6 protein-coding genes are annotated in these 14,232 nt (G+C 39.7%); 2 read left to right on the top strand and 4 right to left on the bottom strand.

From position 1 onward, the window contains the following. Positions 1 to 18: 18 nt before the first annotated feature. The 4 genes from BM179_RS17975 to rpoB all read right to left on the bottom strand — a co-directional run bounded on the left by BM179_RS17975 (position 19) and on the right by rpoB (position 10,498). Positions 19 to 1,485 (bottom strand): tagaturonate reductase, encoded by a 1,467-nt coding sequence (locus BM179_RS17975; RefSeq protein ID WP_092018555.1) that lies wholly within the window; start codon positions 1,483 to 1,485, stop codon positions 19 to 21. A gap of 136 nt (positions 1,486 to 1,621) precedes the next feature. After that, a complete protein-coding gene (locus tag BM179_RS17970; protein ID WP_092018554.1) occupies positions 1,622 to 1,954 on the bottom strand; it encodes a DUF3467 domain-containing protein in 333 nt (110 codons plus the stop codon). 217 nt (positions 1,955 to 2,171) lie between these two features. Next, positions 2,172 to 6,509 (bottom strand): DNA-directed RNA polymerase subunit beta', encoded by a 4,338-nt coding sequence (rpoC, locus tag BM179_RS17965; RefSeq protein ID WP_092018553.1) that lies wholly within the window; start codon positions 6,507 to 6,509, stop codon positions 2,172 to 2,174. 110 nt (positions 6,510 to 6,619) lie between these two features. Next, positions 6,620 to 10,498: a DNA-directed RNA polymerase subunit beta gene (gene rpoB / locus BM179_RS17960; protein ID WP_177219449.1), complete on the bottom strand. Its 3,879-nt coding sequence runs from the start codon at positions 10,496 to 10,498 to the stop codon at positions 6,620 to 6,622. A 374-nt stretch (positions 10,499 to 10,872) separates the two neighbouring features. Here rpoB and BM179_RS17955 point away from each other — a divergent pair, with 374 nt between their 5' ends. Both BM179_RS17955 and pruA read left to right on the top strand, forming a co-directional pair. Further along, positions 10,873 to 11,814 (top strand): ComEA family DNA-binding protein, encoded by a 942-nt coding sequence (locus tag BM179_RS17955; protein ID WP_092018551.1) that lies wholly within the window; start codon positions 10,873 to 10,875, stop codon positions 11,812 to 11,814. A gap of 94 nt (positions 11,815 to 11,908) precedes the next feature. Then, entirely contained in the window at positions 11,909 to 13,537 is a 1,629-nt protein-coding gene (pruA, locus tag BM179_RS17950) for an L-glutamate gamma-semialdehyde dehydrogenase (protein WP_092018550.1), read from the top strand. Positions 13,538 to 14,232: the final 695 nt, after the last annotated feature.

Genomic DNA, 14,232 nt, shown 5'->3' with positions numbered 1-14,232 from the left:
TTCGCAGGAAGGATGGAATTAAATATACTTAGAGATAGCTTCATTGAATCCTGCTAACTGGTTTAAATCTTCTCCCCACAGGGTTTTATCAGAGAGCACTTTTTTAAGATCGAGTTCTCCTGTTTTCCATGCCTCATGAAAATAGTTTGCAAAATCGCAATTGATCGGATAGTATTCTCCGTTAGATTCTCCGTAAAACTTCCCGTTTTCTACCTTCACAACGTGCATAAACTGAAGATATGCTGCAAAACCCATTGCAAAAAGCTCAGGAGCTTTACCAAATTCACGGTAATACTGGAATAAAATCGGAACATTACGCATGCGCATTTTGGTAGTGTACTGAACTGTAATATCAATTAGCTTATGATTGATAAACGGATTCCTGAATCTGTCAAGAACAGATCTCCCGAATCGGTCAGCAGTTTTTGAATCCATCTTATAAGGAATAGCCAAAGCCAGTTCTCCAAGCATAAGATTGGTAACCAGACGGCCTAAATATCCGTTAGCCATTACATCTTTTACAAGACGGAAACCTAATAAATAAGCCATTCCGCACATGAGTGTATGGGTGCCGTTCAAAAGTCGCAATTTTAATTCTCTGTAAGAATCAATATTCGGAGTGATAACAACGCCGGGATTGACCTGTGCAAAAGAAAGCTTTTCCTTTACAAAATCATCTCCTTGGATTGCCCAGAGACTGTATGATTCTGACATAATCAATAGCTTATCCTGATAACCCAGTAAGTCAAGCGTCTTTTGAGTGATTTGTTCATCAGGTTTTCCCGGAACAATTCTGTCAACAAGAGAATTACAGAAATGATTATGCTTATCAATCCAGTCAATAAACTCAGGTTCCAGTCCGTTTCTGTGAGCTTGCTCTAAAACGATTTCCTGCAAAGTATCACCATTGTCAATGATCAATTCGGTTGGGATTATAACCATTCCGGATTCCGGGCTTCCGTTAAAGTGTTTCCAGCGATGATGCAGGAAAGCCAGAAGCTTAACAGGAAAAGATTTTGGAGGATTTCCTGAAATTAAATCATCTGCAACCAGCTGGATGCCAACTTCAGTAGTATTGGAAATTATGACCTGCATTTCCGGATTCTGAGCACAGTCGAGAATAGCATTCCATTCTTTACTGGCCGAGAGGGTTCTTGAAACAGAAGCATTTACAATAAATTCTTCTATAATTTCACCATTTTCAACCCCTTTGATACAATGAGTGAACAAACCGTTTTGGTTTTGAAATTCACTGGAATCGCCCTTATCTGTTGATTTTACAATTACAATCCTTCCTATGAAAACACCCTGTTTATTGGCTTTATCGATAAAGTAATCGCATAAACCGCGTAATAGAACTCCTGTTCCAAATTGAAGGACCTTTTCCGGATAATTATAAATTTCCTCGTTAGGTACCGATAAGTTGACTTGAGGTGCAAAGGATTCTCCTCTTATTGCGTCTTTAGATAAATTGGACTTAATCATTACATCTGAATTTTGTCTTGTACTGATAAAAGCCTTGACAGTAGAAATTATACTGATTTTTGATGGAAAATCTGAGATGAGCCGGTAAAAAAAGCATCGAATGAGATTCCGATGCTTTTTCTGAGGGTTTTATACACTAAGCCTCACCGATTGGTCCACGATAATTCATAGGAAACTGAAAGCCGTTTTGCCCTTTATCTTCCGAAATAGAGCCAAAAGCTTCTTCATATTTCTCAATATTTTCTCTGAGAGCATTTAAAAGTCTGTATGCATGATCCGGTGTCATAATTACCCTGGACTTAACTTTCGCCTTAGGAATTCCGGGCAGCATTCTGATAAAATCCATTACAAATTCACTTTGGGAATGTGCTATCATGGCAAGATTTACATATTCTCCTTCCGCAATTTCTTCAGTCAATTCAACATTGATTTGATTCGGGTCTTGTTCTTCTTCTTGATTTTTTGCCATTGGTTTGATGTTTTAAACAGACATTTGAACTGTTTGTAAAACGAGATCTTCTCATAATTAGTTTTCATCAGATACCATGTCTGAGAAGAATTCAAATGATTTCTGAAATTTTAGGATTAATGAAACAAACATACAAAAAATATAGCAGAATAATTGAAAAACCCCGGTCAGACGAGCTAACCGGGGTTTTCTGTTTTTTAAGAATATATCAGATTCCTTAGTCTGTAATCCAGCGGGCTTTGCGGTAGTTACCTACGCGCGGAAGCGGAGCCGTTCTTGAATTTACAGATTCCTGAATGGTTTGTAATTCTTCTTTTGGCGTAACGATGATATCTGCATAACGTCTTACACCGGTACCCGCAGGAATCAAGTGACCAACAATTACGTTTTCTTTCAAGCCTTCAAGACCATCAGCTTTTGCACGGATAGATGCTTCAGACAATACTTTGGTTGTTTCCTGGAAGGATGCCGCAGAAATGAATGAGTCAGTACCCAATGAAGCCTGTGTAATACCTTGTAAACAAGGAGAAGATACAGCAGCCTGAGCATCACGAACCTGTACAAGTTTCAGGTCACGACGTTTTAGTGAAGAGTTTTCATCACGCAACGCACGGGCAGAAACAATCATACCTTCTTTCATTCTGTCAGATTCTCCTGCATTTATTACCACTTTTTTGTCAAGAATCTTATCGTTATCCTCACGGAAAACAAAGCGGTCAACCATTTGTCCCTGCAGGAACATGGTATCACCGGCATCAAGAATTTCTACTTTCTGCATCATTTGGCGAACGATTGATTCGATATGCTTATCGTTAATCTTCACACCTTGCAGACGGTAAACGTCCTGAATTTCATTTACAAGATATTCTTGAACGGCAGTTGGTCCTTTAATTGCAAGGATATCTGAAGGAGTAATAGCTCCGTCTGATAATGGCATACCTGCACGAACAAAGTCATTATTCTGAACCAGGATAAACTTAGAAAGTGGAACAAGATATTTACGTTCTGCACCATCCTTCGCTCTTACATAGATCTCACGGTTACCACGTTTGATACCACCATAAGTAATAACACCATCGATCTCTGAAACTACCGCAGGGTTAGATGGGTTACGAGCTTCGAATAATTCCGTTACGCGAGGAAGACCCCCTGTAATATCACGGGTTTTACCTGCAGCACGAGGAATTTTAGCAAGAATCTGAGCAGCTTTAATCTTAGCGCCGTTTTCTACTGCCAGACGTGCACCTACCGGTACGTTATAAGTAACTGGCTCACCACCTTTACTCATTACGATAATAGCAGGGTTCTTGGTTTTATCCTTAGATTCAATAATTACTTTTTCACGCAAACCTGTCTGCTCATCAGCTTCTTCTTTATAAGTAATGTTTTCTTCGATTGCATCAAATTCAACTTTACCTTCAGATTCAGATAAGATTACAGCGTTATATGGATCCCATGCACAGATTTCATCTCCTTTGCTGACTTTCTGACCATCTTTCACACGAAGGAATGAACCATACGGAACGTTATTCGCAATGAATACCTGACCATTAGCAGGGTTAAGAATCTGAACTTCACCTGAACGACCCATTACAATTTCAGTCGGGTTTCCGTCTGGATCAGTTGAAGATGCTGTACGAACTTCTTCAAATTTAATGATACCGTCAAATTTTGCTTTGATAGTAGCATCCAGGGAAACGTTCTGGGCAGTACCCCCAACGTGGAATGTACGAAGGGTAAGCTGTGTACCAGGTTCACCAATTGACTGAGAGGCAATTACACCAACTGCTTCTCCGATACCAACCATACGACCTGAAGCAAGGTTACGTCCATAACATTTAGCACAAACACCATTACGGGTTTCGCAAGTTAATACCGAACGGATTTCAACAGATTCAATGGCAGTTTCATCAATTTTAAGAGCGATTTCTTCTCTGATTTCCTCACCGGCAGTAATCAGCAATTCACCGGTAACAGGATCATATACATCATGTACAGATACTCGGCCAAGAATACGCTCAGAAAGTGGCTCGATGATTTCATCGTTATCTTTCAAAGGAGCAACCTGAATACCACGTAATGTTCCGCAATCTTCTTCATTTACAATTACATCCTGAGCAACATCATGCAAACGACGGGTCAGATAACCCGCATCGGCAGTTTTCAAGGCTGTATCCGCAAGACCTTTACGGGCACCGTGAGTAGAGATAAAGTACTCAAGTACGTCAAGACCTTCTTTAAAGTTAGATAGAATCGGGTTCTCGATGATTTCACCAACCGAACCTTGTAAGTTCTTCTGAGGTTTAGCCATCAAACCACGCATACCACCCAGCTGACGAATCTGCTCACGGGAACCACGGGCTCCTGAGTGCATCATCATATAAATCGCATTGAAGCCCTGATTATCAGCTTCCATCTGCTTCATCAAAGTCTCGGTGATTTTCGAGTTAACTTTGGTCCAGATATCAATAACAGCGTTATAACGTTCGTTATCTGTGATAAGACCCATCAGATAGTTATCCCAAACACTTTGAACATCTTTCTGAGCTTGTTCTACAAGGGTAGCTTTTTCTTCAGGAATCTGAACGTCGCCAATACCCATTGAAAGACCACCTCTGAAGGCTTGCTGGAAACCTAATTCTTTAATATCATCAAGGAACTGAGCAGTGCGGGCCATTCCTGAGATCTTGAAGACCTGAGAAATGATTTGCTGAAGTTTCTTCTTGGTTAGCAATTCATCAATGTAACCAACTTCTTCAGGAACACAAAGGTTGAATAAAACACGGCCGGCAACGGTCTCTACCATTTTCTCTACCAATGTTCCATCCTCTGTACGTACTTTCGCTTTTACTTTGATGTTGGCATGTTTTGAAACCTTACCTTCGTTCAAAGCAATTACTACTTCCTCAAAACCATAGAAGTTCATTCCTTCTCCGTTAACTTTATGGTCAGGAGTTGATCTGCGGCCTTTAGTTACATAATAAAGACCCAAAACCATATCCTGAGAAGGTACTGTGATAGGAGCACCGTTAGCAGGGTTAAGAATGTTATGCGAGGCAAGCATCAATAATGATGCTTCCAATACAGCTTCCTGACCAAGTGGTACGTGTACCGCCATCTGGTCACCGTCAAAGTCGGCGTTAAATGCCGTACAAGTCAACGGGTGTAGCTGAATAGCTTTTCCTTCAATCAATTTTGGCTGGAAAGCCTGAATACCCAAACGGTGAAGAGTTGGAGCACGGTTCAGAAGAACAGGATGTCCTTTCATTACGTTTTCCAGAATATCCCAAACTACCGGGTCTTTTCTATCTACAATTTTCTTCGCAGATTTTACCGTCTTTACAATACCACGCTCAATCAGTTTTCTGATAACGAACGGTTTGAATAATTCGGCGGCCATATCTTTTGGAAGACCACATTCATGCATCTTCAGTTCCGGACCAACCACAATTACCGAACGACCCGAATAATCGACACGTTTACCAAGTAAGTTTTGACGGAAACGTCCTTGCTTACCTTTCAACATATCTGAAAGAGATTTCAAGGCACGGTTACCTTCAGAACGAACGGCATTTACTTTACGGGAGTTGTCAAACAAAGAGTCAACAGCTTCCTGTAACATACGTTTTTCGTTACGTAAGATTACTTCAGGGGCTTTGATTTCGATCAAACGCTTCAAACGGTTGTTACGGATGATAACACGACGATATAAATCGTTAAGATCGGAAGTTGCAAAACGACCGCCATCTAAAGGTACAAGAGGGCGTAATTCCGGTGGAATAACCGGAACCATTTTAATAATCATCCATTCAGGACGGTTATCAATACGGCCTTTTGCCTCACGGAAAGCTTCAACAACTTTCAAGCGTTTTAAAGCTTCAGCCTTACGTTGCTGAGAAGTATCATTGGCAGCATTGTGACGAAGCTGATAAGAAAGATCATCAAGCTGAGTTCTTGACAATAACATATCTAATGCTTCAGCACCCATTTTGGCGATGAATTTATTTGGATCTTCGTCAGGTAATAATTGGTTTTCACGAGGTAACTTATCAATGATGTCAAGATATTCATCCTCAGTAAGGAAGTCCATCTGGCTTACACCATCTTCAGCTTTTACACCCGGCTGAACAACTACATATCTTTCATAATAGATTACCTGGTCAAGCTTCTTGGTAGAAAGGCCTAACAAATAACCGATTTTATTAGGTAAACTACGGAAATACCAGATGTGTGCTACAGGAACCACCAATTCGATGTGTCCCATACGCTCACGACGAACTTTCTTTTCTGTAACCTCTACACCACAACGGTCGCAGATGATACCTTTATAGCGAATACGCTTGTATTTACCACAGTGACATTCCCAGTCTTTAGTTGGTCCGAAGATTCTCTCACAGAACAAACCTCCCATTTCTGGTTTGTAAGTTCTATAGTTGATAGTCTCGGGCTGAGTAACTTCCCCGTGTGAGCCTTCAAGGATAGACTCAGGCGATGCCAGAGAGATCGTTACTTTCTGGAAATCACTTGAGAATTTTTTAGTCTTTTTGAATGACATTTTCTATATGATTTTTTGTGAAAATGGTTCTTTTGTTTTGGGAGACCTGTTTCAGAATGAATATGTTACCAGGTGTTTAGACCGGATAACATATCTTTTGGCAGATTTCCTTACTCTAAGGTAATTTCTAATGCTAAACCTCTTAATTCGTGAATCAATACATTGAATGATTCCGGAATATTTGGTTTCGGCATGTTTTCTCCTTTAACGATCGCTTCGTATGCTTTTGCACGACCGATTACGTCATCGGATTTAACTGTTAGAATTTCCTGAAGAATGTTGGCTGCACCAAATGCCTCCAATGCCCAAACCTCCATCTCTCCGAAACGCTGACCACCAAATTGTGCTTTACCACCAAGAGGTTGTTGCGTAATAAGTGAGTATGGTCCGATTGAACGTGCGTGCATTTTATCATCAACCAAGTGACCAAGTTTCAGCATGTAGATAATACCTACTGTTACTGGCTGATCGAATTTGTCTCCGGTCAAACCATTATAAAGGTAAGTACGTCCCCAATCCGGTAAACCAGCCAATGCTAATTCCGCCGCAACTTCAGCCTCAGTGGCACCGTCGAAGATTGGTGTAGCATAACGCTTACCTAATTTCTGACCAGCCCAGGCTAATACGGTTTCATAAATCTGACCTAAGTTCATACGTGAAGGTACCCCTAGTGGGTTCAACACGATGTCTACAGGAGTTCCATCTTCAAGGAATGGCATATCTTCCTCACGTACAATACGGGCAACAACCCCTTTGTTACCGTGACGACCAGCCATTTTATCACCTACTTTCAACTTACGTTTCTTAGCGATATAAACTTTGGCAAGTTTAACAATACCTGCTGGTAATTCATCACCTACTTCCAGTACGAAACGCTCACGCTTATAACGTCCTGAAATTTCGTTACGACGAACATTGTAATTTTTTACCAATTGCAACAATACAACGTTTGTATGCGCATCAGTCGTAGCATCTTCAAGAATAAGATCTGCTAAAAGGTTAGCTTCTTCAGGAACGTTGTAAGCACTTTCATCGCGGTAAAGGTTTTTCTCAGGGAACAATGAATCTTCAATGTTACGTGCTGTGAATTTAGTTCCTTTTTCTACGATAACTGTTCCGAATTTATGCTTGACTCCGTTTGAAGTTTTACCTTCAAGCAAATCAACCATTTTACCGATCATTACTCCTTTAATTGAAATAAGATCTTTAGAATATTGCTTAGAAAGAACTTTTAACTGAGCTTTTGCTTTTTCACGTTCATCTTTGTCTTTCTTAGGACGGCTGAACAATTTAGTGTCAATAACAACACCTTTCAATGATGGAGGTGCTTTCTTGGAAGCATCTTTTACATCACCTGCTTTATCACCAAAGATGGCACGAAGAAGTTTCTCTTCCGGAGTTGGATCAGATTCTCCTTTAGGAGTGATTTTACCAATCAGGATATCGCCTTCTTTAATGTCAGCACCAACTCTTACCACACCGTTTTCATCAAGATTTTTAACGGTTTCTTCAGATACGTTAGGGATTTCAGAAGTTAACTCTTCTTCACCACGTTTTGTATCACGAACTTCCAGTTCAAATTCCTCAATGTGGATAGAGGTGAAAATATCATCACGAACAACTTTTTCAGAGATTACAATCGCATCCTCAAAGTTGTAACCCTGCCATGGCATGAACGCCACTTTCATGTTACGACCTAAGGCTAATTCTCCCTGTTGTGTTGCATAGCCTTCGCAAAGCGCCTGACTCCTGGTTACTCTTTCTCCTTTGAAAACAATTGGTTTAAGGTTGATTGTAGTATCCTGGTTGGTTCTGCGGAATTTGATCAGGTTATAAGTTTTAGATTCTCCGTCGAAACTTACAAGCTTTTGCTCTTCAGTTAAATCATATTTAACAATGATTTTGAATGAATCTACATATTCAACAACTCCTTCTCCTTCAGCAACTACTAAAGTACGGGAGTCAATTGCCACACGGTGTTCAAGACCGGTACCAACAATTGGAGCTTCTGGGCGTAACAATGGTACGGCCTGACGTTGCATGTTGGAACCCATCAGGGCACGGTTAGCATCATCATGCTCAAGGAACGGAATCAAAGAGGCTGCAACAGATACAATCTGGTTAGGAGCGATATCCATTAATTGCGCTTCAGCCGGATTCACCAGCGGGAAGTCACCTTCGTAGCGTGCTTTAACTTTATCGCTTAAGAAATTACCTGATTCATCGTAATGAGCATTCGCCTGAACAATGTTCTTTCCGTCTTCTTCTTCAGCCGTAAGGAACTGAACATCAGTAGAAACTTTTACTTTACCATCTTCAATAACACGGTATGGTGTTTCTATAAAGCCCATTGAGTTGATTTTTGCGTGAACGCAAAGTGATGAAATCAAACCAATGTTAGGACCTTCCGGCGTTTCAATTGTACAAAGACGACCGTAGTGAGTATAGTGAACGTCACGAACCTCGAAACCCGCACGCTCACGTGAAAGACCGCCTGGTCCAAGTGCCGACATACGACGCTTGTGAGTAATCTCAGCCAATGGGTTCGTTTGATCCATGAACTGAGAAAGCTGGTTAGTTCCGAAGAATGAGTTAATTACAGACGAAAGAGTACGTGCGTTAATCAGATCAACCGGTTTAAAGTCCTCGTTATCACGAACGTTCATACGTTCTTTGATTGTACGGGCCATACGAGCCAAACCAACACCGAATTGTGCATACAATTGCTCACCAACTGTACGTACACGACGATTTGACAAGTGGTCAATATCATCAACAACCGCTTTAGAGTTGATAAGACCGATCAGATATTTAACGATAGAAATGATATCATCTTTCGTTAATACCTTGGTATCCATCGGGATATCATGTCCCAGTTTCTTGTTGATACGGTAACGGCCAACTTCTCCTAAATCATAACGTTTGTCAGAAAAGAATAAGTTTTGGATAATATCCCGGGCAGTTTGCTCATCTGGTGCTTCAGTGTTACGTAACTGACGATAGATTTGCTCAACCGCTTCTTTTTCCGAGTTAGATGAATCTTTTTGTAAGGTATTATAGATGATATTGTAATCTGCTACGTTCATATCTTCTTTATGAAGAATGATAGTAGAAAGACCTGCATCTAAAATGGTGTCAATATCGCTCGCAGAAATAGTAGAGTCACGCTCCATCAAAATTTCGTTACGATCGATTGAAACAACTTCCCCTGTATCTTCATCAACGAAATCCTCCTGCCAGGTTCTCAGAACCCTTGCAGCGAGACGACGGCCAACGGCTTTTTTCAAATTAGCCTGATCAGCTTTGATTTCTTCAGAAAGACCAAATAAATCAAGGATTTCCTTATCTGAACCAAAACCGATAGCACGAAGAAGGGTAGTAACCGGGAACTTCTTTTTACGGTCAATGTAAGCATACATAACGTTGTTAACGTCAGTAGCAAATTCAATCCATGAACCTTTAAAAGGAATAATACGGGCAGAGTACAGTTTCGTACCGTTTGTGTGCTTCGACTGAGCGAAGAATACACCCGGAGAACGGTGCAACTGAGAAACAATAACACGTTCAGCTCCGTTGATTACAAAAGAACCACGTTCGGTCATGTAAGGGATATTTCCCAAAAACACTTCCTGCTCAATTGTTTCAAAGTCCTCGTTATCAGTGTCGTTACAAATCAGGCGCAATTTCGCTTTCAATGGTACCGAGTATGTCAAACCACGGTCAATACACTCATCAACTGAATATTTTGGCGGGTCAACAGAGTAATCAATAAATTCGAGGACGAAGTTTTCACGAGAATCCGCAATCGGGAAGTTCTCAGCAAAAACTTTAAATAAACCCTCATCAGTACGATTCTCGGCAGGTGTTTCTAATTGGAAGAAATCCTGAAACGACTGCACCTGAATATCCAGAAAGTCAGGATATTCAATCACATTCTTTACTTTAGCAAACGTGTGTCTGCCTGTTGCTGTGATGTTAGTCAAGGCTATTAAAGTTTAAAAGTTGTAATTTACATTAATCTGATCCGAAGAATCAGTGAAAATAAGTTGCTTATTTTCAATTGGTTGTATTGCAATAATGCAATGCTGACTTTCGAAAAAATTGAGTAAAAATACCCAAAATGAAGCCTCGTAGAAGTGAATTTCTTTAACCCCTCTGCGCTTTCCCTACGAAAAGAAAACGTGTTTCAGGTAAAGACTCGTCGATTGTTTTTGTGTAATTTCTCAGGTTAAGCCTGAAATAGTTTGCAAAATTAATATTTTTTGTTTGATTTTCAAATAGTTAATTGTGTTTTTTCTTAAAAAAAGCAGTGCATTTGAAAATGTCAAAAGTTTTGAGGTAATTAGTGTAAAAAATTCTACACATGTTAAAGAAAATAAAGTTTTACGCCAGAAACTATTTTGCATTTAATTCTACAGAAACCAAAGGATTTGTAGTGTTATTATGCCTGCTGATCGCCCTTTTGCTGACGCCTTTCCTACTGAACTTTCTTCCCGAAAAAACAGAGCCGATATCTCTTATAGATCAGAAAAAACTGGAAGAAATAATGGCCGGTATTGAAATAAGACAGCAAGAAAGCACATACTCTTTCAGGAAAAATTATATTGATAATAAGCATTTTACAACAAAAAAAGTTCAATTATCTCTATTTGATCCTAACAGGATTTCAGAAGAAATGTTTCAGCAATTTGGACTTCCGGACTGGCTTGCCAGAAGGATTGTTAATTTTCGTGAAAAAGGTGGTGTTTTCCGAAAAAAAGAAGACTTACTGAAGATCTACAATTTCCCAAAGAGTTTGTATGATAAATGGGAGCCTTACATTAACATAAGTAACCCTCTTAAAAATAATTATTCCGGAACGGAGTTACAGACAGTTGAACACAGGAAAATTTTAAAAGAAGATAAAAAGCCCGTCTTTTTTGATTTAAATACTGTCGATACCTCTGACCTGAAAGAAATAAGAGGTATCGGCTCGAAACTTTCCGCCAGAATTATTAAATATCGTGATAACCTGGGAGGTTTTTATCATGTTTCCCAGATCAGAGAAGTATATGGATTAGATTCAGCTGTAGTGGAGGAACTGCTCAAATATGGAAGGGTACAGAACCCGAGACTGAAGACTATTAAAATCAATACGGTTTCGGTTGAGGAATTTAAGCATTTCTATATTAAACCTTATATCGCTAAAGCTATTATTATGTATCGCATACAACACGGGAACTTTACATCCAGAAAAGACCTTGAAAAAGTAAAGGTGCTTGATGCAAAAACATTGGATCGTATTTATCCGTATTTGGAATTTTGAAAGGAAAATAATCAATTTGTATCACTGCTCTGTGGATTTGTAAAGCCAGAATCTACCTGCTACCTTTGTTACCTGAAATAAAACACTTCATTCAATGTCAACAGGATTTTTCAAAGTACCTAGTCCTAAAAATGAGCCCATTTTTAGCTATGCTCCCAATACGGCTGAGAGAACTGCACTAAAAGCAGAAATTGAAGCGATGCGCAGTAGCGTTGCCGACGTTCCGATGTATATAGGTTCAGAGGAGGTTAGAACCGGGAATAAGCAGCCGCTTATTTGCCCTCATGATCATCAGCACATTCTTGGATATTATCATGAAGGCGATGCAAGTCATGTTCATAAAGCCATAGAAGCTTCTTTGAAGGCCCGGGAAAATTGGGCGAATTTATCATGGGAGCACAGATTGTCAATATTTTTGAAAGCAGCAGATTTGTCAGCTACTAAATATCGGATGAAGCTGAATGCTGCAACAATGCTGGGGCAATCGAAAAATGCGTATCAGGCAGAAATTGACTCGGCTTGTGAATGGGTAGATTTTCTGAGATTTAATGTGAATTTTGCCACTCAGATATATACTCAGCAGCCGGAGTCTTCCGAATTCGTCTGGAACCGGGTAGAACAAAGGCCATTGGAAGGTTTTGTATTTGCACTTACTCCTTTCAATTTTACAGCCATTGCCGGGAACCTTCCTGCAGCTCCTGCCATGATGGGTAATGTAGTTGTATGGAAACCTGCTCCGCAACAGATTTATGCTGCAAATGTATTAATGCAGGTTTTGAAAGAAGCCGGATTACCTGATGGTGTAATTAACCTTATATATACTGATGGACCATTGGCCGGAGAAGTGATCTTTAAGCACAAGGATTTTACGGGGATCCATTTCACAGGTTCTACTAAAGTTTTCCAGACAATCTGGAGAACAATTGGAGAGAATATACATATGTATAAGTCTTATCCGAGAATTGTGGGAGAAACCGGGGGAAAAGATTTTGTTATTGCGCATCAATCCGCAAACCCTAAGGCGGTAGCAACTGCTTTAGTTCGTGGGGCATTTGAATACCAGGGACAGAAATGTTCAGCTGCCTCGAGAGCATACATTCCGAAAAGTATCTGGGATGAAACAGCAGCTTATATCAAAGCTGATTTGCAGGAGATAAAAATGGGAGGAACGGAAGACTTCTCTAATTTTATAAATGCTGTTATTGATGAAAGAGCATTTGATAAAATTGCAACATATATAACGAATGCTAAAAACTCAGATAAAGTAACAATCTTTGCCGGAGGAAATGTAGATAAATCTAAAGGATATTTTGTAGAACCTACTATTATCCTTACCACAGATCCATATTATACAACCATGTGTGAGGAGATTTTCGGGCCTGTTCTTACTATATATATATATGAGGATGATAAATTCGAAGAAACACTGGATATTGTAGATAATACATCTCCTTATGCTCTTACCGGTGCCGTATTGTCCCAGGACAGATATGCGATAGAACTGGCAAGTAAAAAGCTGGTAAACTCTGCAGGAAACTTTTATATTAATGATAAGCCAACAGGAGCAGTCGTAGGCCAGCAGCCTTTCGGTGGAGCACGTGCTTCTGGGACCAATGATAAGGCAGGATCTATGCTGAATTTGTTGAGATGGGTATCGACCAGAACAATCAAGGAGAACTTTCTTCCTCCGACAGATTATAAATATCCTTTTCTTAATGCGTAATTTCTAAAAGAAAAGCCATTTTAAAATCCCCCAATTATCGGGCAATCGATAAGCTGGGGATTTTTTTTGTGGGGATTTTGAATTTTTCAGGGGTTATTGGATTGTGGGGATTGTTAAAAGAGGAAGTATTAGGTATTTTTATTAGGTATAGAGAGAGGTTGATGTTGTGGTAAATGGAGGGTGGGGGGGGATAGAAACAGGAGAAAATTGAGAATAAATATAATGGTTGAAAAAGGTAGTGTGGTAGGGAGTGTTCTTGTTGCAAAAAAGTTCAATTTTTTTTCAAGGTGTAAATGAGTGTTTCTTAGGGAGTTGGATTTTGTTAGGTCAAAAAGTTGCAAATATTTTTTAAAAAGGTTTGGTGGATAAAAAAAAGAGGTGAATCTTTGCACTCCCAAACGGCGGGAACGAGAGAGGTTGAGGAGAGAGAGAATAGGTTTAGCGGGTTAGGAGAGCGAGATAGAGAGGGTAGGCTGAAAAAATATTTTAAATATTTTTTTGTTTTTAAAAAAAAGCTTCTTACCTTTGCACTCCCAAACGATGAGAGAGTAAAAAAATAAGAGTTAAGACGAAAGAGTTTTGACGGCGATATTAGAAGATTGATTGATTCGATTTTTTGATAAAAGAGTTCTTTGACGTGCTGATAAGATAGAATAAAGAGATATTAAGGATCTAAGACAAGGATTGTTATTGTT

It is taken from the genome of Pseudarcicella hirudinis, assembly GCF_900115665.1.
GTDB lineage: Bacteria > Bacteroidota > Bacteroidia > Cytophagales > Spirosomataceae > Pseudarcicella > Pseudarcicella hirudinis.
This window is presented reverse-complemented; position numbering and strand designations above follow the sequence as displayed.

Coding starts and splice junctions, on each gene's coding strand:
- BM179_RS17970 (WP_092018554.1), bottom strand. CDS start 1,954: ATGGCAAAAAATCAAGAAGAAGAACAAGACCCGAATCAAATCAATGTT.
- pruA (WP_092018550.1), top strand. CDS start 11,909: ATGTCAACAGGATTTTTCAAAGTACCTAGTCCTAAAAATGAGCCCATT.
- BM179_RS17955 (WP_092018551.1), top strand. CDS start 10,873: ATGTTAAAGAAAATAAAGTTTTACGCCAGAAACTATTTTGCATTTAAT.
- rpoC (WP_092018553.1), bottom strand. CDS start 6,509: ATGTCATTCAAAAAGACTAAAAAATTCTCAAGTGATTTCCAGAAAGTA.
- BM179_RS17975 (WP_092018555.1), bottom strand. CDS start 1,485: ATGATTAAGTCCAATTTATCTAAAGACGCAATAAGAGGAGAATCCTTT.